Raw genomic sequence first — 21957 nt, forward strand, 5'->3', positions numbered from 1 at the left:
CTAAATTTGCGTGATTTTACCAAATAAAGGCTAAAAATAAAGAAAAATCGAAATTTAAATGCTTAGCTTAAACTCCTCTTTCACCTCTCCGATTTCGCTTGTTTCTATTAGTCCTCGCTTCTTTAGCTCTTTGACTAAATTTTCGGACGCTTTTTTGGTTACTTCCATATCTGCATTTATGCCGCCTGCAGCCGAAAACATCCAGTATTTGTGCATCTCGGCCCACTCGAGCAGCTTGTTTACTTTTTCCATTTTAGTATCGCTGGGTGCGACCGAAATTTTGGCTAGCTCTAGTTCTTGATGATATACGGCGATTTGCAAGACGTTTTCTATATATTTTTTTAGATTTTGTCCGCTAATGTAATTTTTTAGCTTATCTATTTTGTCGATAATTTTTACTAGCGGATCAAATAGGCTTTCGTCTACTTTGCCTTCATCTTTGATCTTCATTATCTTATCGATCTTGGGAACTAGCTCTAGGAATGTTTTTTCTATTCTTTGTTTTACTTTATTTTGAGTTTGTACTTTTTTTACGATAAATTTGTAGGCTTTGAGCAAGTCTTTGTTTGCCGTTTTTTCGCCGGTTTTTTCTATGTGTGGTAGCTTTTTGATCTTTTTATCTTTGCTAAGCTCTTCTGCGGTTTCCAAAAACGGTCTTTCGGTGCTTCCTTGTATTCTGGCGCCGCCTTCCGTGCAGTTATATGTCGTGATTTGCTCGTTTTTAGCCTGCTCTATATCTTTTTCAAACTGATTTTTAAATTTGTCCCATATATAGGTCGTTCTTACTTCGCCTTCTCCGCCGTAAGCTTCTACGTATAGGTATTCATCAGCCTGAGCAAATGCATGCCCGCTGGCGTGAGATTTGCCGTCCGGAGCAAAGGCTAAATCTTGGCCTATTAAAATAATATTTTTATGCCCGAGAGCGTAAGCTAACTGATAAGCCTGGTTTGCCGTAGAGTGTCCGATGCCGAGATAGCCGTATTTTGGCATATTAAACGCCATTTCGCTTTGTTGCGGCCTCATCGTAAGAGTTAGGCGGCGCGGTAAAATATTATCTACCGTTTGTTTATGCGTTAGCGACGCTACTATAAAATAAATATCTTCGTCTATTTTTTTGTTTTTGTTTTTAAAAAAGCTGGACGTAGCCTCTACGCGCTCGATTGAGGTTACGTAGTCCGGCTTTATACCGTGCTTTAATAAAATAGGATACGACGCGTCAAGGCTGATAACGGTAAAATACGGCGTAAATTTTTTAAGAGTTTCTAGTTGTTTATCTAGGCTCGGTCCGGTAGATACGATGATGGCGGTATCCATGAGCCCGTGTCTTTTTTTGATCAGATCCGTATAGCAATAGTTTGTAACCATCTCGGGGATGTGCTCTATGTGGTGTTTTATGCCTATTAGAGTATCGTCTATGCTATTGCCGTGAGCGACGACCATTTGAGATATAGCCTTGGTGAAGTCTTTGTTTATCCTTACGATATCTTCATGGAAATTTTCATAAAACGGCGTGTGAATATGCAGGTTATAAGTTTTTGCGTATGAAGAGAAAAGTTGGCTAGAAACCGCAAAATAAAACTGCGAGTATGTCGCAAATTCCGAGAAAAATAAAACCAGCCTTTCGCTAATCAGTTCATCCGATAAGTCGATTAAATTTAATGCTATATAAATAATCTCTATCTCAGGCTCTACGACGATAACTTTTTGATGCGTTTCGTTTTTTAGCAAGGCTTTATAAAAAATACCGTTGCCAAGACCGTAAAAGTACATAATAGGATATCTTTTATACTCTTTTTCGGTCGACTCTAGGATGCGTAGAACATCTTTAGCCGGGCTTTCGTAGACGTATTTTAGGGTTTTATTGTCGATGATGTTTATATCTATCGGATCTTTTCCTATAAAAACATCATATTTTTCGGTCTCTTTCATTCCCCAAAGGCGCGCGGCTAAAATTTCGTCCTGTTGAAAAAGCGCTTGAAGATTTTTTTTGAAAATAGGATTTGCAATATTTGTGACGGTTTCATCGATATTTTTATCGCCTTTGCCGCTTGTTTGATTTTCGCGAGCGCCTTTTTTTTGTAAGCTATTTAGTTTTAGGTACTCGTCCTCTTTTTTCTTAGCCATTATATATCCTCCTTTGTGATTCTCTCGCCAAATTTTATATCTCTTTTTGCTTTTTTGCCTAGTAATTCGGGTAAAAATTTAGGGTGCAAGCCATATCCCGGGCGTACGCTTTTTACGTTTTTTTCGCTAAAGATTTCGCCCTCTTTGATGTCCGCGCAGGCGTAAAGCGAGCGCGAAAAGCGGCGATTTTGCACGGCCTTATCGTCTAGTTCGTAGTTTACTTTGCCAAGCAGCGCTTCGGTATCTCGCACGGCTTTTACCATTTCGCTAAATTCCCGCTCGTCCAGGCTAAAGGCCTCATCGACGCTGCGAACGCTTTTATCTAGGATAAAGTGCTTTTCTACGATACGAGCGCCAAGACTCACGGCGACAACTGGCGCTACGATACCTAGCGTGTGGTCTGAAAAGCCGACCTCGACGCCAAATTTTCGTTTCATATCGGCGATCGTGCGCAGGTTCATCCCATCAAGCGGAGCAGGGTAGCTAGACGTGCATTTTAAAAGCGCGATCTGCTCGTTTCCCGCATCTTTGCAAATTTGCACGACGTCGGCGATTTCCTGCTCGGTTGCTATGCCTGTGGAGATGATGACCGGTTTGCCCTTGAGTGCGACGTACCGCACGAAATCATAGTCCGTGACCTCAAAGCTCGCTATCTTGTAAGCGGGCGGGTTAAATTTCTCTAAAAAGTCCGCGTCGTCTCTGCAAAATGGGCTTGAAAAGCAGACTAGTCCCTCATCCCGCGCCACCTCAAAAAGCTGCTCGTGCCACTCGCGAGGCGTCAGAGCTTGCCGGTAGAGCTCGTATAAATTTGCCCCGTCCCACAGCCCGCCTTTTATCATAAAGTCCTCGCCGCGCGAATCTAGCGTGAGGCTATCTGGCGTGTATGTTTGCAGTTTTATGGCGTCTGCACCTGCGCGTTTAGCGGCTTTGATCGTATCAAGCGCCGTTTGTAGGCTGCCGGAGTGATTTGCCGAGAGTTCGGCGATGATAAAGACCTTTTCGTCCGTGTCGAAATTTGCTATTTTCATAAATTTTCCTAACTTTTAGCCATTATATCAAGTTTGCGTAAAGATAACGACATATAGCTCATTTGCTCGTCGCGCTCGTAAATTTCAAAGCCGAATTTGCGGTATAGCGCGATGGCTTTTTCGTTTTCGTTGTAGGCGCATGATTTTAGCTCGCCGACCTTAAGCGTTTTGGCGGCGTATTCTACGATTGTTTGCATTAAGACTTTGCCTTTGCCTTTTAGCTCAGGATTTGCGTAAATGCCAAATTCGCACGAGTCCGCCGCGATACCCACGAAATCGATCACGCCGATGTAGTCGCTATCCTCTTTTACTAAAAAATATCTTTTCGTTTCGTCGTTTTTCAAATTTGCGATAAATTTTCTGTGCTCTTGCTCGCTCACGCTTTTGTTTTTCATGTATTTCGCGACTCGCTCGTCGTTTCGCCAACGCAAAATCATCAAAATTTGCTCGTCCGTTAGATCGGTGAAATTTATAAGCTCAAGCATATCTCGTCCGCCTCGTAGATCTCGCATCCGTTTGCCGCTAGCCACTGCGCCATCTCGTTTTGATTGTCCGCGACGCGCACGGCTTTAAATTTGGCGCCTAAAACCAGCGCTTCGTTTACAAGCGAGCTAGCCGAAATCACTAAAATTTCGCTCTCGTTCATAAGTCGCGCGACCTCGTTTGAATTTATAAAAAGGCTAAAATTTGGCTCGCTATCCGCTAAAATTTGCAAATTTGCTAAATTTACGTTTGCGCTCGTCGTAACGACGGCTACTTTTTTGTTTTTCGTGAGCAAATTTGAGGCGATTTTGGCGGTCAAATTTAGTGCGTCAGTGCCGCCTAGCGCGATGAGGTAATTAAATTTTTTCTCGCGTTTGATTTTTGCTTCGCCATAAAACTCGCTCCTAACTAGCGGCGAAAGTATCAGTTCGCAGTTTGTGGGCACGAGATTTGCGTATTTTTGGGGCTGGGCGTAGATATTTACGTTTAGCAAGTAGTCGCAAAAATGCTCTTTATAGTTGTCGTCAAAGCTTAAAATTTTGACGTTCGTTTGCTCTTTGATTAGCTTTTCATCCGCCGCGCTAATGCCGTAATTATCGATCACCAGAAGCTCAAATTTATGCTCTTTTATCAAATTTACCAGCTCATTTACATCCGCGCTTTTTAGCGTAAAAACTGGGTGGGGTATCTCGCCTATGAGACTACCCGGCAGGTCGATGCAGGCAAAGCTAACGTCTTTAAAATTTTGCGCCAAGATAAGGTCGCGTCTAACGTGTCCGTGCCCGATTTTCGAGCCGCTATCTGCGCGGATGAGAGTTTTTAGATTTGAGATTTTGTCAAAATTCATCGAGTTTTTCCGCTAAATTTAAAATCCTAAGCGTCAAACATACGGCAGCGATGAGGTAAACGGCGCCGGCCGCGGCGAAAAACAGGATCTGAATCTCGTTTAAGCTGCGGTAGCTGGCCGCCAGATAAAATATGTGCAAGATACCAGCAACCGCAAAGATCTGCATGAGCGTTCTAGCTACCGATATTTTGGCCTTTAGGTAATCTTTTTGCATTTTTCCTCAGTAATAATTTATCCGGTAGAGCTTCTGCGCAAACTCAAAATCCTCGGGTGTGTCGATGTCACAGACTAAATTTCGCGGCAGCAAAAACGCCCTGGAATGCGGCGCAAAGATCGGTTTTTTCTCCAGCCACGCCTCGCGCTTGCCGAAATAAAACGCGCCCGCATCGTGATAGGCTCGCTCTAAATCCTGCGAACGAGTTAACGCAAACTGCGGGTAAAACATATTTACGGTGCCGTCCTCGCCAAGCCTGATCGCGCGCTGGATGGGGAAGCAAAACTCGGTCGCGGAAAATAAAAACTCGCACTCCGCCTCCTCAAATTTGCCGTAAGCCTCGCGTAAAATTTCACCCGTGATGAGCGGTGCGGTCGCGTAAAGGCAGCAAACGTGGGGGTATCCGCCCAGCCTCGCCGCCGCGTCCGCTACGGCGTCGCTACTCGTGGCGTAGTCGTCGCTCAGCGCGGCGTCCCTCATAAACGGAACTTGAGCGCCGAATTTGACGGCGACGTCTGCTATATCGGCGTCGTCGGTGCTAACGATCACTCGCTCAAAAACGCCCGAATTTAGTGCCGCTTCGATGCTGTAGGCTATCAGCGGCTTGCCTAAAAAATCTTTAACGTTTTTGCGCGGTATGCGCTTGCTACCGCCTCGAGCGGGAATGACGCAAAGGGCGCGGTTTTGGTTATATATCATCAAATTTACCGCCTAAACCCTGCAGCCTTGCGGCGCGTCAAAGCTCTTTAATACCTCAAAAAGCGCGTCCGCGACGAAATTTGCGTCCTCTAAACTCATGCACTGATGGCACGGGATGCTAAGCTCTGCCGCGTAAAAATCCTCGGCGCTAGGCACCGAGATATCGCCGTAGCGCTCGCGGTAAAAGCTAAATTTATAAGTCGGCTTATAGTGCACCTGTACGCCGATACCGCGCTCGTGAAGGGCGGCGAAGATGTCCTCTTTGGCGCACCAAAACTGGCGAAAGAGCAAGATAGGGTATAGGTGGCGCGAGCTAACGACGTCGCTAGGTAGCTTAACGGTGCTAAAATACGGGTTTTTCTCAAATTTTTCGTCGTAAAATTTGGCGATTTTCTCGCGCGCCGCGATGGTTTCGTCTAGCCTTTTTAGCTGATTTAGCCCTAGTGCGCAGGCGACGTCGGGTAGGCGGTAGTTGTAGCCAAGCACGCTCTGGTCGCTATCCCAGAGGCGTTTTTTAGCTATGCCGTGCGAGCGGTAGAGGCGTGCTAGGCGCGCGATCTCGTCGTCGTTTGTCGCTAGCGCGCCGCCCTCAAACGTCGTTAGCGGCTTAACCGGGTGAAAGCTAAAAATGCTAACGTCCGCTTTTGCGCCGACTTTTACGCCGTTTTGCGAGCTGCCCAGCGCGTGCGACGCGTCGTCTAGCACCTTTATGCCGCGCTGTTTGGCTAGTTTTAAGATGGCTTCTAAATTTACGGGATTGCCGCCGAAATCAACTGCCGTTATGACTTTGGTTTTGGGCGTGATTAGGCTTGCAAGCGCGTTTTCATCGATATTTCCGTCAAATTTAACGGGCGCAAATTTAACCTCGGCTCCAGCCATTAACGCCGCGTTTGCCGTTGCCGCAAACGTGATGGGCGTCGTTACGACCTCGCCTCCTTCTCTCACGCCTAGCGCCAGATATGCGACGTGAAGTGCACTCGTCGCCGAGTTCATCGCTACGACGTGCTTTACGCCGACGTATTTTGCGATCGCCTGCTCAAATTCGCCGACCTTGTCGCCGCCCGTTAGGATATCGTCTTTTAGTGCGCTCACGACGACGGCGATGTCGGAGTCGGTGATTTGTTGTCTGCTGTAGGGTATCATTTTTATCCTTTTTCGGCTTATCTTTATTGCGGCTTGTCTTTTTGGTTTATACTTCGTTAGAAATTTCGCCGAAGCTCGGTTACATACTATATGTATGCGCCCTCGCTCGGCTCATTTCCACCTCGTCTAAACGCAAAAATACTTCGCCTTGTTTTTCTAAAATTTTAGATTTCGGCTCAAATTTTGTAAATTTCGCCAAATTTATTTACTTGCCTCGATCATCTCTAAAAGTCCGTCTTTATCTAGCCAAATTTTATTTTTATCCGAGCTGTACTCGAAATTTTCTTCCACGAGATGCCCTTTTTCGCCCAGCGCGTTTATGCTAAAGTCGTCGTCCTTGCTCGTAAATTTGATCGACGGGCTGATCACGTAGTGGTCCTCAAACTCGTAGGTTAGGTGCGCGTCGTCCTTGCCGACCATGACCTCGTGCATCTTTTCGCCCGGACGGATGCCGATTATTTTTACGCCAAGTTGCGGCGCCATGGAGCGAGCAAGCTCTATCATCGTCATCGATGGGATTTTTGGGATGAAAATTTCGCCGCCCTTCATGCGCTCAAAGTTTTTAAGTACGAAATTTACGCCCTGTTCTAGCGTAATCCAAAACCGCGTCATATCAGCATGCGTGATAGGTAGCTCCTTCGCGCCTTCTGCGATCAGTCTTTTAAACAGCGGCACTACCGAGCCGCGCGAGCCCACGACGTTGCCGTATCTAACGACGCTAAAGCGCGTTTTTTTGCTGCCTGCGATGTTGTTTGCTGCGACGAAAAGTTTATCGCTGGCAAGCTTGGTCGCGCCGTATAAATTTACCGGGTTGCACGCCTTATCGGTCGAGAGCGCGATGACCTTGCTCACGCCGCACTCTAGCGCCGCGTCGATGACGTTTTGCGCGCCGTTGATGTTGGTTTTTATGCACTCCATCGGGTTGTATTCTGCGATTGGTACGTGCTTCATGGCTGCTGCGTGGATGACGTAGTCTATGCCGTTCATCGCGGTCATCAGGCGCTTTTCGTCGCGCACGTCGCCGATAAAAAATCGCATCGCCGGGTCTTTAAAAACCTGCGCCATCTCGTACTGTTTTAGCTCGTCGCGAGAGTAGATGACTAGCCTTTTTGGCTTAAATTTGGAGAGTAAAATTTCGGTGTATTTCTTGCCGAATGACCCGGTGCCGCCGGTGATGAGGATGGATTTTCCGTTAAACATTTATTTTTGCCTTTCGCGGCTCGTTTTTGCCGTACGTCGCAAACTAAATTCGTTCGATCGCGCATTTCATATACGCTCCTTCGCAAATTTTTAGATTTGTCTCGTCTGACGAAAACGATTCGCCGTTTATTTAAATTTTATTCAGCCGGAGCAAAAACCGTGCCTTAAATTTGATTCAAAATTTTATCCATAAATTTAATGCGGGCGCAGTATTTTTCGCTTTTACTTCACGCTTTGCGCTCGTAATGAGACTTTGCTACGAGGAGGCGAGGCGAATTTAAATTTTTAAGCGTAGGCTAACCGCAAAAAGGTTGTCTGGCTTAAAAATTTAAATACAACGAAGCATAAGCAAAAAAGACAAGCCCCTAAACTACTTCAAAATCCTAGGCAGAGTAATACCCTCCTGCGCCTGATATTTGCCCTTTTTGTCCGCATACGTCACTTCGCACGGCTCGTCGCCCTCGATAAATAGCACCTGCGCGATGCCTTCGTTCGCGTAAATTTTAGCCGGCAGCGGCGTCGTGTTTGAAATTTCTATCGTGATGTGCCCTTTAAATCCTGGTTCAAAAGGCGTGACGTTTACGATGATACCGCAACGAGCGTAGGTGCTTTTGCCCAGGCAGATGGCTAGCACGTTATCTGGCATGTTAAAATACTCGATTGTGCGCGCTAGAGCGAATGAATTTGGCGGGACGATGCACACGTCGCCTTTAAAATCTACCACGTTTTTCTCGTCGAAATTTTTTGGATCAACGACGGTGCCGCCGATATTCGTAAAGATTTTAAACTCGTCGCCCACGCGGATATCGTAGCCGTAGCTGGACACTCCGTAGCTAACCACGCCGCGTCCGACTTGCTCCTCGGCAAACGGCACTATCATCGCCTTTTCGTGCGACATTTTGCGTATCCAGGCGTCAGATTTTAGCCCCATTTTTTACCTTTATTTTAAATTTAAGCGATTATAACATAATTTAAATTTACGTAAAATTTGAGTGCCGTTTTACACCAAAATTTATCAAATTTGAATACGTTATCAGCAAATTTTCTTATTTTTTATAATTAATTTTTAAATTAAAGCAAAGTATAATAACACATTTTAAATTCTCTTAAACGAAAGGAAAACAATGCATTCAAACACGTCGCGTAAATTTGCAAATTTACGCAGTAACAAGGGCTCAAATTTGCCTCTTTCGGCGCTCACCTGCCTGCTACTAGCCGCAAGCGGAGCTTATGCTTACACCGAAGCCGGAGTATCCGGAAATACTTCTAGCTGGGAGAGTGCGGAGTATAAAAAAGATTGGGGGCTAGTCTCTATGAACGCCTCCACGGCTTACGCGCTAGGCTTTAACGGTAGCGGAACGAAGATCGGCGTCATGGACTCTGGCGTACTTTTGAGCCACCCGGAGTTTCAAGACGGTAGGATTCACATCGTAAAAACTATCGGCAACTATGCTAAAAACGGCATGAGATACCCCGATGCCGCGCTAGGAAACGGCCCGATAGATAAAAATCAACCAGTAAAAGACGGCAAGCGAAATTTTAATAAAAACGACAACGGCGTGTTTAAAAAGGGTGAAGCTTTTAACGACGACGGTAGTTGGGTAAGGGGCGTAAACGACGCTCACGGCACCCACGTGGGCGGTACGATGGCGGCTAGTAGAGACGGTAGCGGCATGCACGGCGTGGCGTTTGGCGCACAACTATACTCCGCAAATACCGGCGGCAACGACAACATGACGTATGGACCAAACCAAGACTACAACTACTTTCTAAAGGGCTACACCGCTTTAGCTGACGCGGGCGCAAAGGTGATAAACAATAGCTGGGGTTCTAATAGGCGCGTAAATTCATCCTTTGCGGGCGCACTGGGATATAAGCCTACTTATGGCTGGCGAGCCGTGCCTGAATACGACGTGGAATTTTATGACGTAACGGTGGCTAATCAAACTACCGCAGCAAAAGACCATATAAATTTAAAAGATATGAACGAGGCCAAAAAGGCTTATTATCAGTTCGTAACTAGCGGCGAAAAAAGCTTCTTGGACGCGGCTTACGAAGTAGCGGTAAAAAGAGGGATTATCCAGGTATTTACGGCCGGAAACAGAAGCTTGATGGCTGAGTCTTTCACGCGTGCGGCATTGCCTTATTTTAGGCCGGATGCCGAGGATTATTGGGTTAACGTTACCGGCCAAACGGGTGCGGACGGCTATCCTAATGATTCTAGCGAATATATAAGAGGATATAAGGCGTCTTCGGACATTCAAGAATTTAACCTTGCCGGCCACTCGAAGTGGTGGACGATCGCTGCGCCGGCCGAAGAGATCTATTCCGCATACGTCGAGCTTACAGACAATGCGACATACGGCAAGGCTATATATAAATCATCTGGCGGTACTTCTATGGCCGCTCCGCACGTTAGCGGGGCTTTGGGCGTCATAATGCAGCGCTATCCATACATGAGCATGCCTCAGATTAGAGAAACGATGCTAACTACGGCTAGACAAAGGACGCTAAGAGCCGGTCACGGTGCAGGCGGCATGCTAGAGCGTTGGGGTAGCGACGGCGAGGGCGTACCTAGTAACGTCTGGGGCTGGGGCATACTTGACCTTGGTAAAGCGATGTTTGGTCCTGGGCAGTTCTTAGGAAACTTCGACGTTACGATGAATCAAAACGATATCTGGACAAATAACATTTCAGACGTCGCCATCAAATTTAGAAAAACCGAGGACGATAGCGATGCTGCGGCTTGGGCGGCTAGAAAAGCGGCTCTTAACGCCAAGTCAAATTTGAGTGCGGAAGAAAAAGCCGAGATGACCTTTGAAGCTGCAAGAGAGCAGGCTAGAGCCGCAAGAGCGGCGGAAGGCTATGAAGGCTCGCTAACTAAAAGAGGAGACGGCGCTTTGACTCTTACTGGAGATAATAGCTTTACCGGAGCTGTAAATATATACGGCGGTAAAATTTCGGCCTTAAATCAATCAATCTCAACTTCAAGAAGTATAAACGTCCACAAAGGCGGCGAGTTTGAGGTTTTGAACGCTCTTACTTACCAAACTCCAAGCGCGGGCGGTTTCGTGAGCACGACCAAGGCAAGCGACGCTACGCAAGTTAACGCCGTTATAAATGCAGGCGGCGCATTTGTAGTTAGCGACGGCGCTCATAATCTAAATTTAACCTTTAAAGAGGGCTCTTTATTGAAAGCGGCTATGCTATCAAACGCCGAGCTTGCAAATTTGGCCGCAAATCCGACTCTAAAGAAAACCATAAATGCCAGCGGAAACTTCGCGGGCGTAAATTTAGCTAACGTCGAGGATAGCTATGCGTTCTTTAAAACCGCTAAAGAAACTGTTAGCGGCTCAAATTTGGCTCTTTCTTTGCAAAAAGGCAAAAGTATGGAGGAGGTAGCCTCTACTAGCGCCGAGAAGTCATTTGCGAGATTAGTCGAGGCAAATCCTAGCAGCGCTATTTATTCGTCTATACTAGGAGCCACTCATAGCGTAGCGGCGGCATACTTCGGCGCGTTTTCAAACGATCTAGACTTCAAATCGCAAAACAACTCCGCCGTAGACTCGTTTATGTTAGCAAATTCTGTTAAAAACAAAAACGGAGCCAAAAGAGCCGATATCGACACGGGAGTCGAGCTTTGGTTGCTTAGCAGCGCAAGCAGGGTGACTTCTGACAATAACGTCGGCGGCAGACTGGGCACGAACGCATTTACGAATTTAGTAGGCGTCGATTTTCTAGTAGGCGATAGCTCAAAAGCAGGCGTATTCGTAGGCCTTGGCAAAACAAATCACAAGCTAGGCGATAGCAAAGCGGTCAAAAGCAAAGACGCGCATGCGGGTATCTACGGAGATATAGGACTTGATCCTATCAAAATCAGCCTAGGCGCTATCTACTCGAAATTTGATCAAGAAAAAAGAGTCGTTAGCTCATACGCTCCTTTGGCTTACGAGTATAAAGATGCCGATGCGTCCGCTATCAGCGCATTTGCTCAGATCGCCTATACGGGGCTAAGCTATGAAAACGGCTTTAGTCTTGAGCCTTATGCAGGGCTAACCTATATCCGCTTTAAAAACGACGACGTAGCAAATTCTTTGGTACAGATCAGAAACGAGGATAGAGATTTGCAAGTCGCAAGCGTGGGCATAAAACCTAGTATCGCATTTACCATGGACGGCGTAGGCCTAGTGGCAAAAGCCGATATAGCCTACAACCGCTTCCTAGGCGATAAAACTCCGAGTGCTCATATGAACGTTACAGGCCTTGGTGCAACTAAACTAGAGGGTGAAAAGCTAAAAGATCTAGCCACTACCGAGCTTGGTATCGAGGCTGCATTTACCAGAAATTTTAGAGTCGGCCTCAGCTACGTTGGAGCATACGGCAGCAATGTAAAATCAAACGGCGTAAACGCCAAATTTAGTTGGGCGTTTTAATCTTTTGGATTAAAAGCTTAAATTTGCCTAGAGCGAGCTAAATTTACTTAGCTCGCTACGGGTTTAAATTTGACTTTGTAAATTTGCCGCATTTTGGAGATAGAAATTTGTCTCTAAAATGCGGCTTAGAAAATTAATTGGATTGAGTCTCTACTTATAAGACCTCTTATCGTCTTGCTTCGCCGCGCTAGTAGCTGCACCTTGAAAAGCTACAAGCGCAGCCAGATTGGGCATAATACGTTACCGAGGAAGCCACAATTAACGTTGCGTTCGTCGGCACGTGGATCAGCCGGGTGGGTAATGCTAGTAGCCTATTTCATTTAGTATTCTATAATTATTGCACCCTGGCTGAAGTCCTAAATCACAAGCTTTACCGTAGTACTCTTTCGCGGTGGAGAAATTCTGCCTTACGCCTTTACCGTTTTGATATAAAAATCCTAAACTGAAACAACTCACGTCAACTCCGCCATCGCAAGCTTTTTGATAAAACTGCACTGCTTTTTGATAATCTTGTCTTACTCCTTTACCATATTCATATAAAGCTCCTAAACCGCTACAACCACCGGCATCTCCCTCGTCGCAAGCTTTCTGCCATAATTTGGCCGCTTTTTGGTAGTCGCCCTTGCCATAGGCTTCTTGCCCTAGCTCAAAAATATTTTTGGAAAATCCAATGGAAAACAAAATGACGAGTAAAATAAAAACTCTTTTCATCTCTACTCCTTTATATATAAAATATTTAAATTGTATTTTGTCTTTTTTGGGCTTAGATTGTTATTAATTATTTTAGCTCGAGGTAAACTAAGCGGATTTTAGCCGCGACGGTATCATATCTAAATACTACTTTGCTACGTTTTGCCTACAGGAACGCGGTTTTCATCGAAACCTACCGGCGCTTATATCAGCATTAAATTCTGCCGAATAAATTTAAAAACTCGGTTTATTATTTTATGCGGATATAAATAATACCAAAATTTTTTTCTTATACTCTAAATATGATTTATCTAAAAAATTTAATAAATAATAAGCATTGCGGGGGTACAATTTCGTTTAACAAATACCTTCAAAAGGAGCAAAAATGAAAATCAAGTCTTTGGCGCTTATGCTTTTGGGCGTTAGCGCTTATGCGCATTTTGGTATGGTCGTACCGTCAAATTCGACCGTGGACGACGAGAAAGAGGCAAATTTGCAGATCACCTATAAATTTACCCATCCTTTTGAGGGCGATATGATGAACCTGGTCCTTCCAAACGAGGCGGGCGTTTTCGTAAACGGCAAAAAAGAGGCGATAAAAGGCCTAAAAGAGCTAAAAGAGGATAAATTTAGCTACTTTACGGCTAGCTACGACGTAAAGGAGCCCGGCATTTATCAGTTTTATATGGATCCAAAGCCGTATTTCGAGCCTGCGGAGGATAAATTTATAAGGCATATAACAAAAACCGTCGTCGATGCCTACGGCTACGGCGAGGGCTGGGACAAACCGGCCGGACTAAAAGCCGAGATAGTGCCGCTAACGCGACCGTACGGACTTTATAAGGGAAATTTGTTCTCAGGCGTGGTTTATTATAAAGGAAAACCCGCTAAAAACGTAACCGTCGAGGTAGAGTACTATAATACCAAAGGGCTAAAAGCTCCGTCCGACGCCCACGTAACACAGGTCGTAAATACTAACGAGCAGGGCGAATTTAGCTTTGCGATGCCGCTTGAGGGCTGGTGGGGATTTGCCGCGCTGATAGACGACGACCAAAAGATAAAACACGAGGGCAAAGAGTATCCCGTGGAGCTTGGAGCCGTTATCTGGGTGCAAACCAAAGAGTATAAATAATGCACATTAGCGAAGGCGTTTTAAAACCCGAAATCATCGTACCTTGCTCGGCCCTTTGCGTCGTTTTGGTCTCAAGCTTGATTTACAAGCTAAAAACGAGCGAGATACCCAAGGTAGCGGCCGTCAGCGCGATGTTTTTTATGGCGTCTTTTATCCATATGCCTATCGGCGTCACGTCGATACATCTCGTGCTAAGTGGCCTTGTGGGGGCGTTTTTGGGTGCAAATGCCGTTTTGGCTATTTTTATCGCGCTATTTTTTCAGGCCTTGCTTTTTGGTTACGGCGGACTTAGCGCGCTTGGCGTAAATTTGCTGATCATCGCTTCTCCGGCGCTTCTTAGCCCATATCTTTTAAAGCTTTCTTTTAAGCGATATAGATCGTTTTTTTGGTTTTTGATCGGGTTTTTGCCTATACTTTGCTCATCGGTTTTGCTATCCTCGGTTCTAGTTTTAAACGGTAAAGAGTTTGCGCCCGTGGCCGCGCTTGTTTTTACTTCAAATTTAGCCCTTATGGCGCTTGAGGGGATCATCTCGCTTTTTGCGCTTTCTTTTATTTACAGGGTTAAAAAGGATCTTTTGATTTGCTAAAAATATTTTTGATCATGCTTTTAGCAAGCTTCCTAAACGCGCACTCTCTAAAAGGCTTTGCAAAGCAAGAGGGCGAATTTATCGAGATAAAAAGCTATTTTTACGGGAATTCCCCTTGTAAAAACTGCCCCGTAGCTTTTATAAAAGACGGCACCCAGATAGGAGGCGCGCAAACTGATGAAAACGGTTTTGCCAGAGCTAAAATCCCCGCAGATGAATTTGAAATCCTGATCGACGGCGGACTAGCGCACGAAAAAAGGATCAAATTTACCGCAAACAAAGCCGAGCTAAAAAGCGCCGAAAGTAACGCGTCAAGCGATGCCTCAAAGGCCAAATTTGACGAAAGCGAGGAGGATTTTGGGGCTTACGCGCTTAAATTTATCCTTGCGTTTGCCGGAATCGGGCTATTTTTCGGCGGAATTTATCTGGTAAAAAGAGGCAAATGAACCTATCCGTTTTGCTCGTTTGCTTTACTTTTTTTAGCTTCAGAGTCTCGCTTTCAAGCAGCACGGACGTGGTTTTCATCGCGCCCGTGCTTTTTTTGGCTATTTTAAATTTTAAAAATCTTTTTGAAATTTTAAAATCCGTTTTAAAACTAAATATTTTTGTAATCTTAGTCGTCTTAAGCCTCGTTCTTTACGGAGAATACGCGCTTGCAAAGCTGATATTCGTAAGGTCAAATTTGATCATACTTTTTGGGCGGCTGGCTTTTTATAGAAGCGATTATTTTAGCATCGCGCTTGCCGTTTCGTCGCTAAATTTAGGTGACAAGCTGACGGCGATTTTTTATTTTAGCGCCAAATTTACGGCCGATCTTAAAACGATATTTACAAGGCTAAAAAAGACTTTAAAAGTTCGGGGATTTGAGCCTAAAGCTTCGCTTTTTACCTATAAAATTTACGCAAATTTAGTCGCTATGCTTTTTTTGGAGGCGTTTTATAAGGCGAGCGTTCTTGAAAAAACCTTTGTTTGCAGGGGATTTGACGGCAAACTTTACGGAGATAAAAGCCTCAAAATAGGCGCAAAAGACGCCGCTATAATCGCTTTAACGGCGTGTTGTTATATTTTTAGTTTAGGAGTCACGATATGAGCTGCACGATAAGCCTAAAAAACGTCTGCGCAAAAATAGGCGAAAGAACGCTTTTTGAAAATCTAAATTTAAACGCGACGCACAAGGACAAAATCGCGCTCATAGGCCCAAACGGCTGCGGTAAAAGCACGTTGCTCGAGATAATGGCTGGGCTTAAAGCGCCTTGTGGCGGGCATATCGAGCTTTTTCACTATAAAATTTCAAATTTAGACGAGTACAAGCCGTTTCGCCGCGACGTGGGCTATCTTTTTCAAGAGAGCAATGATTGTTTTATCTGTCCTAGCGTACTTGACGACGTGATGTTTTCGCTACTTAGCCGCGGCAAGGACAAAGACGGCTCTTGCGCAAAAGCCGAGAAAATTTTACGTGAGCTTGAAATTTGGCATCTAAAAGACGAGATCGTTTTTAACCTCTCCGGAGGCGAGAAAAAGCTCGTCGCGCTAGCTGGGATACTGGTGGCCGAGCCTAAAATTTTACTACTTGACGAGCCTACGACCGCGCTTGATGCTGACATGCAAAGAAGGATAGCCGCTATCTTAAAATCCCTCGACGTCACGCAGATAATCGTCTCTCACGACAAGGAATTTATAAGCGACGTAGCAAGCGTAATGTACCGCCTAACCAAAAACGGACTAGAGCCGATATAAAATATCCTTATCTATACTTCTTTAAAAAAATCTCCGAAAACAGCAAAATTTATCAATGTATAATGATATATTTCATAAAATTGATAAATTTTATTTCAAAGGAGAATTTTATGAAAAAATTACTACTTATTTCTATCGCGGCCGCGGTTGCCTTTGGCGGCGAAAATTTGCTCGTAGGAGCTGGCGGCGGATACAAAAAACCCGTCACTGAAGTGATAGAAAATCTCAAAAAAGAGGGCGTTCAGATCGAGGGCGCGTTTGCAAATTTGGGCCAGATAACCATCCAAGCAAAAGAGGGCAAGATGGCTGCGATCGTGGGCGACGAGGCGTTTTTAAAGAAAACGGATCTAGATATAAAGGGCTATGAGCGCATCGGCAAGGGCGCTTTGGTGCTAGTCACGCCAAAAGGCAAGCAGATAAAAGACGTCAGCGAGCTAAAAAATCTCGCCAAAATCGCGATGCCCGATGCCAAAAAAGCGATCTACGGCGTTAGAACTACCGAGTTTTTGAAAAACTCGGGGCTTGAGGCCGATCTAGCGCCTAAGATGCTACCGGTCGCGGGCGTACCGCAAGTAGTCGCCTACGTCACGAACGGCGAAGTGGACGCTGGCTTTATCAACTCAACCGAGGCTGTGGCTAGAGAGGGCGAGTTTGGTAGCGTGATATATATCGACGAGGCGCTTTATAGCCCGGTTTTCATCTCGGCGGCCAAACTTCCGGCGTGCGAAGGTAGCGAGGTGTGCGCTAAATTTATAGACGAGATAAAAACTTCTCGCTCAAAGGAAATTTTCGCTAAATTTGGGCTAAGATAATTTAAATCGCCGGCTTTTGGCTCAGCCGAATTACCTTCAAATTTGACGTAAAATTTGCTCGCTAAATTTAACTCTAACGAAAAGCAAAATTTAACGAAAAAAGGAAAGATTTGCAGGAATTTGCCTGGCTCGTTCACCCGCTGCTTTTAAGCGCCAAAACGCTTGCCGTAACCTTTGTGCTACTTCTATTTTTGGGGCTTGGTGCGGCTTATTTTTTGGCGTTTTACCGCGGCAAATTTAAGGCCGTTTTGGAAGCGGCCGTGATGTTTCCGCTCATTTTTCCGCCGATTGCTACGGGATTTTTGCTACTTTACGTCTTGGGGCGAAACGGCGTGATCGGCAAGGCGTTAAATTTACAGATCGTTTTTAGCTTTTCGGCGCTTGTTATAGCTTCGTTTTTGGCGGGCTTGCCGCTATTTGTAAAGCCCGTTCAAAGCGCGCTTGAAAGCCTGCCCAAAAGTCTAATCGAAGCGGGTCAGAGTCTAGGCAAAAATCGCTTTGAGATTGCCGTTTTTATCCTCATCCCAAACGTCTTTAAAAGCGTCGTTTCGGCGCTGGTTTTGGCTCTGGCTCGCGGCCTTGGCGAGGTTGGCATCACGCTGATGTTAGGTGGAAATATCGTGGGCAAAACCGACACCGTTTCGCTAGCGATTTATAACGCGGTTTACGACGGCGAAAACGGCCACGCGCTCATTTTGAGCGTTATTTTGGTCGTGCTTAGCTTGGTGCTTTTCGGGTTTATAAATTTTCTCGAGCGAGCTAAAAAATAAATTTGCTATTTTAAACGCATAAAGCGACGAAGGCTCCGAATTTAGCCCGAGCGTAAAAACAAAATACGGCTTTGCGAGTATAAATTCATTATTTTTTTGCTACAATAAGAAGTTTTGAACTTTAACTATTTAGGAGAAATTTCTATGAAAAAAGAAGACATAAAAGAGCTGATCGAGTTTTTTAACGACATGGATATGAACCGCATAAAGATAAAAAGCGGGGATTTTGAGGTCGAGCTTGAAAAATTCGCCGACTGCTGCGAGCTGCCAAAGCCCGTCATCCAGGCTCCCGTCCCGACTCCGACTCCGGTAAACGTCGTGGTAAGCTCGGAGGTCAAAGCTCCTGCTAATTCTCCAAAAGACAGCATAAAATCGCCTATGGTCGGTACTTTCTACGCTGCTCCAAGCCCTGGCGCGGCGCCGTTTGTCAAAGTAGGTCAACGCGTGAGAAAAGGCGACGTCGTGGGCATCATAGAAGCGATGAAGATAATGAACGAGATCGAGGCTGAATTTGACTGCCAGATCAGCGAACTGCTCGTATCAGACGGTCAGCCGGTCGAGTTTGGCTTGCCGCTATTTGGCGTGGAGAAAATTTGATGGAAATAAAAAGAATTTTAATCGCAAATCGCGGCGAAATCGCGCTGCGAACCTTGCGAACGATAAAGGAAATGGGCAAAGAAGCAGTCGTAGTCTACTCCACGGCCGATAAAGACGCGCTCTACGTCAAATACGCCGATGTGGCGATCTGTATCGGCAAGGAGCGCTCAAGCGACAGCTACCTAAATATCCCGGCCATAATCAGCGCAGCCGAGATCAGCGAAGCCGACGCGATATTTCCGGGCTACGGATTTTTAAGCGAAAATCAAAATTTCGTCGAAATTTGCTCGCACCACAAGCTAAAATTTATCGGTCCTAGCGTGGCCGCGATGGCGCTGATGAGCGATAAAAGCAAAGCAAAGCAAGTGATGCAGCGCGCGGGCGTTCCCGTGATCCCTGGCTCTGACGGCGCGGTAGCCGACACCAAAGCGGCCAAAGAGCTAGCTAAAAAAATCGGCTATCCGGTCATCCTAAAAGCAGCAGCCGGCGGCGGCGGACGCGGCATGCGCGTGGTCGAGCGCGAAGAGGATATCGAAAAGGCGTTTTGGTCGGCCGAGAGCGAGGCGATGAGCGCGTTTGGCGACGGAACGATGTACATGGAAAAATACATCCTAAACCCGCGCCACATCGAGGTTCAGATCATCGGCGACAGCCACGGCAACGTCCTGCATATCGGCGAGCGCGACTGCTCTATGCAGCGTCGCCACCAAAAACTGATCGAAGAAAGCCCTGCAATACTACTAGACGAAGCGACGCGAGAGAGGCTACACGAAACCGCGATAAAAGCGGCAAAAGCTATCGGTTACGAGGGTGCGGGAACGTTTGAGTTTTTAGTCGATAAAAATTTGGATTTTTACTTCATCGAGATGAACACGCGCCTGCAAGTCGAGCACTGCGTGAGCGAGATGGTGAGCGGCCTAGACATCATCGAGCTAATGATAAAAGTAGCCCAGGGCGAGGCGCTACCGCCGCAAGAGAGCATCACGCTAAAAGGCCACGCCATCGAGTGCCGCATCACGGCCGAGGATCCAAATACGTTTACGCCAAGTCCAGGCAAGATAACAAAATACGTCTGCCCCGGCGGCCGAAACGTGCGCATGGATAGCCACATCTATCAGGACTACTCGATCCCGCCGTACTACGACAGTATGATCGGCAAACTCATCGTCTGGGACACCGATAGAAATAGAGCCATCCACAAGATGAAGGTGACGCTCGAGCAGCTCATCATCGGCGGCATCAAGACCACGCGCGATTTTCACATCGCGATGATGGAGAATCAAGACTTTATCGACAACAACTACGATACTAACTACCTATCCCGCCGCTAAATTTGCGGCGCGGTTTGCCTTGCTCGCGGCTTTTAATCGGCTGCAAGCAAGGCGATCTAACTTTAAATTTATTACTATGGCGATAAAATTTTACTCAAAGCTTTTTGACGAGTGATTTTATCGGTAGCCGCGACATTTGTCTTTTGCGTTATTTTAAAACTTGTCCGTAAGTTTTGTTTGCTTCTGCTAAAATTACTACATTTGTTTGCTGTGATTGCGGTAGCATCTTTTAAATTTGCGCATTTAAACCGCAAATCTTGCGTCTTTGCTTGCGATATTCAAATTTACATAAATGATTGATTTTTGAAATGTATTTTGGATTTTAGGCGAGTAATGCGGATAAGTTTTTCGTAGTTAAAAATAACGTAAAGTTAAAATCGAATTCGTCGGATATATATTTTAAAATTCGCTACGCTACGATGCTATGCGGGCTTGGGTTACCAAGTGTAAATTTCGCTCCCAAAAAGCCCTTGCACTTTGCTTGTTGCTCGACGAAAACAGTGCTGGCTTTCTATTTTGGTCTATAAAAATTAGCGACTTTTTGTCTAAATCAAGGCGCATTTTTAAATTTAGCCTCGCTTTTTGACTTTCTCTGCACTTTGTCACGCTTTTTGCATCATGGTCATTTGCGCGCCTGCTATGCCAATATAGCCAGCTGAAATACAGATTTCTTAACTGTTAAACCGTGTAGCGTCACGCGCTTGCCTAAAGAGCTTTTTGTATGCACGCAGTATTTCTGCGCACGCAAGGTGCGACGAAGCTCGGTGCTAGATGATTTTATCAGCATTAGGCGATGGTTTTCTCTCTTTGGCTATTTTTATCGCACCGCATAATGGTTTGGTATTGGCTGCGGGTCGGCTCAGCAGAGCATCCAAGCATAAGATGCACGCAGCCCTTCACGGTAAAATATCTCCTCATCAAACGGATCAGGTAATGTGTGTGGTGGTGTCAGATATGGCTTTTAAGGTCGCATTAGTTATCAAAAATTTAGCTTTAATTTTTGGATTTGAAGCCGAATTTTGGACAATAAAATTCGGCTTCATTTCTGATGATTTTGCTTAAGGGACAAAAACGAGTTTGGAATCAAATTTTATCGACTATTTATATAAAAATGCGAGTAAATTTGTCACACATCCGGTATCGGTAAAAATTTAAATTTTACCGCATATCACGAGTAACAACCAAATCAAGACAAAATCTCAAATTTTACGCGCTCGTTTTCCTCCGCTAGATCGGTAAAAACGGCGATTAGATCGTCTGCATAGTCGCCAAGTGCGCTAAGAGCGGCGCGATTTTTTAGATTTATCTGCGTTGGTTCGTTTATCTCGCCCAGAGCGTCGTAAAGCGCGTCAAGGTTTTTTACATCGGGATCAAGGCCGAATTTTCGCGCTAGATACTCAAAGGCCGCCGTTTTCTCGCGCATTTTCGCTCCGTTTAGAGTTATAGTTTTCACTGCTGTCTCCGCTCATAAAGTAGATAAAAGTTCTCATAATGATCGGGCGTGTAGTAGATCAGCCCGTCGCTAGAAAACACGATACGCTCGGCTCCGCGTCGCCCTCCGCGGTATCCGATATCGCACTCAAACCACTTGCGCCCGCTAGCTTCGGGTAACCTTTTTTCTCTGTTTGAAAAGCGGTCGCCGCCGATACTTTTTTTATCCGTGACTTGCCATAGATTGCCGCTTTTAGCGTCCCATCCGAGCGCGAGCGCATCTTTTTTGGTGATAAAGTTTCGCGGCAATCCGCCAAATTTATAAATATACGCAGCAACCTCGTCTTTTGAGGTGTAAGTGCCGTCTTTTACGACGTTTACGCTCGGTACGGCGACTACGTTTTTGCCTGTGCCGCTTCCTCTAAATTCGCTTTGCGGTTGATTTTGTTTCGGGGCGGCCGAGTTATCCGGGATGATAAATTTAAACAGCGCCGCGAGTAGCAAAACAGCCAGCGGCAAGATAACGTTTCTAAGTAGTTGTTTGTTCAAAAAAGACCTTTTGGAATAAATTTGAAGCGCTCGCTTCGGGGTTAAATTTAACGTCAAATTTTACGAGTTAAATCCAAATTTGATAATGTCGCGCCGTAAAGACGAGAGTAAATTTACGCTAAATTTGACTAGACAAAAGCCGAATCTAAC

Annotated in this window: 23 protein-coding genes; 11 read left to right on the forward strand and 12 right to left on the reverse strand. The window is 45.6% G+C overall.

Annotated elements, in window-relative coordinates:
• Positions 1-54: 54 nt before the first annotated feature.
• The 9 genes from Q0394_RS07340 to dcd form a co-directional block, all read right to left on the reverse strand.
• Positions 55-2124, reverse strand: coding sequence for a 6-hydroxymethylpterin diphosphokinase MptE-like protein (locus tag Q0394_RS07340; RefSeq protein WP_298946461.1), 2070 nt, complete (start codon positions 2122-2124; stop codon positions 55-57).
• Positions 2124-3152: a pseudaminic acid synthase gene (gene pseI, locus Q0394_RS07345; protein WP_298946462.1), complete on the reverse strand. Its 1029-nt coding sequence runs from the start codon at positions 3150-3152 to the stop codon at positions 2124-2126. The genes Q0394_RS07340 and pseI overlap by 1 nt, the downstream gene beginning before the upstream one ends.
• A gap of 8 nt (positions 3153-3160) precedes the next feature.
• Positions 3161-3637, reverse strand: coding sequence for a UDP-4-amino-4,6-dideoxy-N-acetyl-beta-L-altrosamine N-acetyltransferase (pseH, locus tag Q0394_RS07350; RefSeq protein WP_366115830.1), 477 nt, complete (start codon positions 3635-3637; stop codon positions 3161-3163).
• Entirely contained in the window at positions 3622-4482 is an 861-nt protein-coding gene (pseG, locus tag Q0394_RS07355; protein WP_298946464.1) for a UDP-2,4-diacetamido-2,4,6-trideoxy-beta-L-altropyranose hydrolase, read from the reverse strand. Before pseG ends, pseH begins: the two co-directional genes overlap by 16 nt.
• On the reverse strand, positions 4472-4696 hold the full coding sequence (locus Q0394_RS07360; protein WP_298946465.1) for a hypothetical protein: 225 nt from the start codon (positions 4694-4696) through the stop codon (positions 4472-4474). The genes pseG and Q0394_RS07360 overlap by 11 nt, the downstream gene beginning before the upstream one ends.
• Before the next feature lie 6 nt (positions 4697-4702).
• Positions 4703-5395, reverse strand: a complete 693-nt coding sequence (pseF, locus tag Q0394_RS07365; protein WP_298946466.1) for a pseudaminic acid cytidylyltransferase — start codon at positions 5393-5395, stop codon at positions 4703-4705.
• A 12-nt stretch (positions 5396-5407) separates the two neighbouring features.
• Positions 5408-6538 (reverse strand): UDP-4-amino-4,6-dideoxy-N-acetyl-beta-L-altrosamine transaminase, encoded by a 1131-nt coding sequence (gene pseC, locus Q0394_RS07370; protein WP_298946467.1) that lies wholly within the window; start codon positions 6536-6538, stop codon positions 5408-5410.
• A gap of 201 nt (positions 6539-6739) precedes the next feature.
• The gene (gene pseB, locus Q0394_RS07375) at positions 6740-7738 is read right to left on the reverse strand and encodes a UDP-N-acetylglucosamine 4,6-dehydratase (inverting) (RefSeq protein ID WP_298946468.1); all 999 of its coding nucleotides are present in this window, start codon (positions 7736-7738) and stop codon (positions 6740-6742) included.
• A gap of 370 nt (positions 7739-8108) precedes the next feature.
• Positions 8109-8669 (reverse strand): dCTP deaminase, encoded by a 561-nt coding sequence (gene dcd, locus Q0394_RS07380; RefSeq protein WP_002948812.1) that lies wholly within the window; start codon positions 8667-8669, stop codon positions 8109-8111.
• A gap of 193 nt (positions 8670-8862) precedes the next feature.
• Between dcd and Q0394_RS07385 the strand changes: the two genes are divergently transcribed.
• Complete coding sequence (locus tag Q0394_RS07385) at positions 8863-12171, forward strand: S8 family serine peptidase (RefSeq protein WP_298946469.1); 3309 nt, start codon at positions 8863-8865, stop codon at positions 12169-12171.
• 303 nt (positions 12172-12474) lie between these two features.
• Here the strand turns inward: Q0394_RS07385 and Q0394_RS07390 are convergent, their stop codons facing one another.
• A complete protein-coding gene (locus Q0394_RS07390; protein WP_298946470.1) occupies positions 12475-12882 on the reverse strand; it encodes a tetratricopeptide repeat protein in 408 nt (135 codons plus the stop codon).
• Between the two features lie 364 nt (positions 12883-13246).
• On the opposite strand from Q0394_RS07390, the gene Q0394_RS07395 reads away from it, so the two are divergent.
• From Q0394_RS07395 to Q0394_RS07440, 10 genes are all read left to right on the forward strand, one after another.
• Positions 13247-13993, forward strand: a complete 747-nt coding sequence (locus tag Q0394_RS07395; protein WP_298086136.1) for a DUF4198 domain-containing protein — start codon at positions 13247-13249, stop codon at positions 13991-13993.
• On the forward strand, positions 13993-14580 hold the full coding sequence (cbiM, locus tag Q0394_RS07400; RefSeq protein ID WP_298946471.1) for a cobalt transporter CbiM: 588 nt from the start codon (positions 13993-13995) through the stop codon (positions 14578-14580). Before Q0394_RS07395 ends, cbiM begins: the two co-directional genes overlap by 1 nt.
• Positions 14574-15026 carry a hypothetical protein gene (locus Q0394_RS07405; protein WP_298946472.1) on the forward strand — a complete coding sequence of 151 codons (453 nt, stop codon included), beginning with the start codon at positions 14574-14576 and terminating at the stop codon, positions 15024-15026. Before cbiM ends, Q0394_RS07405 begins: the two co-directional genes overlap by 7 nt.
• The gene (locus Q0394_RS07410; RefSeq protein ID WP_298946474.1) at positions 15023-15670 is read left to right on the forward strand and encodes a CbiQ family ECF transporter T component; all 648 of its coding nucleotides are present in this window, start codon (positions 15023-15025) and stop codon (positions 15668-15670) included. Before Q0394_RS07405 ends, Q0394_RS07410 begins: the two co-directional genes overlap by 4 nt.
• Positions 15667-16317: an ABC transporter ATP-binding protein gene (locus Q0394_RS07415; protein ID WP_298946476.1), complete on the forward strand. Its 651-nt coding sequence runs from the start codon at positions 15667-15669 to the stop codon at positions 16315-16317. The genes Q0394_RS07410 and Q0394_RS07415 overlap by 4 nt, the downstream gene beginning before the upstream one ends.
• A gap of 110 nt (positions 16318-16427) precedes the next feature.
• Positions 16428-17129: a molybdate ABC transporter substrate-binding protein gene (gene modA / locus Q0394_RS07420; protein ID WP_298946477.1), complete on the forward strand. Its 702-nt coding sequence runs from the start codon at positions 16428-16430 to the stop codon at positions 17127-17129.
• Positions 17130-17239: 110 nt separating this feature from the next.
• Positions 17240-17899 carry an ABC transporter permease subunit gene (locus tag Q0394_RS07425; protein ID WP_298946478.1) on the forward strand — a complete coding sequence of 220 codons (660 nt, stop codon included), beginning with the start codon at positions 17240-17242 and terminating at the stop codon, positions 17897-17899.
• Positions 17900-18043: 144 nt separating this feature from the next.
• Positions 18044-18496 (forward strand): acetyl-CoA carboxylase biotin carboxyl carrier protein, encoded by a 453-nt coding sequence (accB, locus tag Q0394_RS07430; RefSeq protein WP_298946479.1) that lies wholly within the window; start codon positions 18044-18046, stop codon positions 18494-18496.
• A complete protein-coding gene (locus tag Q0394_RS07435) occupies positions 18496-19827 on the forward strand; it encodes an acetyl-CoA carboxylase biotin carboxylase subunit (protein ID WP_298946480.1) in 1332 nt (443 codons plus the stop codon). The genes accB and Q0394_RS07435 overlap by 1 nt, the downstream gene beginning before the upstream one ends.
• A gap of 771 nt (positions 19828-20598) precedes the next feature.
• Entirely contained in the window at positions 20599-20889 is a 291-nt protein-coding gene (locus Q0394_RS07440) for a hypothetical protein (RefSeq protein WP_298946481.1), read from the forward strand.
• A 124-nt stretch (positions 20890-21013) separates the two neighbouring features.
• Here Q0394_RS07440 and Q0394_RS07445 read toward each other — a convergent pair whose 3' ends face one another.
• On the reverse strand, positions 21014-21280 hold the full coding sequence (locus Q0394_RS07445) for a barstar family protein (protein WP_298946483.1): 267 nt from the start codon (positions 21278-21280) through the stop codon (positions 21014-21016).
• Positions 21277-21807 carry a ribonuclease domain-containing protein gene (locus tag Q0394_RS07450; protein WP_298946485.1) on the reverse strand — a complete coding sequence of 177 codons (531 nt, stop codon included), beginning with the start codon at positions 21805-21807 and terminating at the stop codon, positions 21277-21279. The genes Q0394_RS07445 and Q0394_RS07450 overlap by 4 nt, the downstream gene beginning before the upstream one ends.
• Between the last annotated feature and the right edge of the window lie 150 nt (positions 21808-21957).

It is taken from the genome of uncultured Campylobacter sp., from assembly GCF_938039205.1.
Lineage (GTDB): Bacteria > Campylobacterota > Campylobacteria > Campylobacterales > Campylobacteraceae > Campylobacter_A.

Coding starts and splice junctions, on each gene's coding strand:
- Q0394_RS07340 (WP_298946461.1), bottom strand. CDS start 2,124: ATGGCTAAGAAAAAAGAGGACGAGTACCTAAAACTAAATAGCTTACAA.
- pseI (WP_298946462.1), bottom strand. CDS start 3,152: ATGAAAATAGCAAATTTCGACACGGACGAAAAGGTCTTTATCATCGCC.
- pseH (WP_366115830.1), bottom strand. CDS start 3,637: ATGCTTGAGCTTATAAATTTCACCGATCTAACGGACGAGCAAATTTTG.
- pseG (WP_298946464.1), bottom strand. CDS start 4,482: ATGAATTTTGACAAAATCTCAAATCTAAAAACTCTCATCCGCGCAGAT.
- Q0394_RS07360 (WP_298946465.1), bottom strand. CDS start 4,696: ATGCAAAAAGATTACCTAAAGGCCAAAATATCGGTAGCTAGAACGCTC.
- pseF (WP_298946466.1), bottom strand. CDS start 5,395: ATGATATATAACCAAAACCGCGCCCTTTGCGTCATTCCCGCTCGAGGC.
- pseC (WP_298946467.1), bottom strand. CDS start 6,538: ATGATACCCTACAGCAGACAACAAATCACCGACTCCGACATCGCCGTC.
- pseB (WP_298946468.1), bottom strand. CDS start 7,738: ATGTTTAACGGAAAATCCATCCTCATCACCGGCGGCACCGGGTCATTC.
- dcd (WP_002948812.1), bottom strand. CDS start 8,669: ATGGGGCTAAAATCTGACGCCTGGATACGCAAAATGTCGCACGAAAAG.
- Q0394_RS07385 (WP_298946469.1), top strand. CDS start 8,863: ATGCATTCAAACACGTCGCGTAAATTTGCAAATTTACGCAGTAACAAG.
- Q0394_RS07390 (WP_298946470.1), bottom strand. CDS start 12,882: ATGAAAAGAGTTTTTATTTTACTCGTCATTTTGTTTTCCATTGGATTT.
- Q0394_RS07395 (WP_298086136.1), top strand. CDS start 13,247: ATGAAAATCAAGTCTTTGGCGCTTATGCTTTTGGGCGTTAGCGCTTAT.
- cbiM (WP_298946471.1), top strand. CDS start 13,993: ATGCACATTAGCGAAGGCGTTTTAAAACCCGAAATCATCGTACCTTGC.
- Q0394_RS07410 (WP_298946474.1), top strand. CDS start 15,023: ATGAACCTATCCGTTTTGCTCGTTTGCTTTACTTTTTTTAGCTTCAGA.
- Q0394_RS07415 (WP_298946476.1), top strand. CDS start 15,667: ATGAGCTGCACGATAAGCCTAAAAAACGTCTGCGCAAAAATAGGCGAA.
- modA (WP_298946477.1), top strand. CDS start 16,428: ATGAAAAAATTACTACTTATTTCTATCGCGGCCGCGGTTGCCTTTGGC.
- accB (WP_298946479.1), top strand. CDS start 18,044: ATGAAAAAAGAAGACATAAAAGAGCTGATCGAGTTTTTTAACGACATG.
- Q0394_RS07435 (WP_298946480.1), top strand. CDS start 18,496: ATGGAAATAAAAAGAATTTTAATCGCAAATCGCGGCGAAATCGCGCTG.
- Q0394_RS07440 (WP_298946481.1), top strand. CDS start 20,599: ATGATTTTATCAGCATTAGGCGATGGTTTTCTCTCTTTGGCTATTTTT.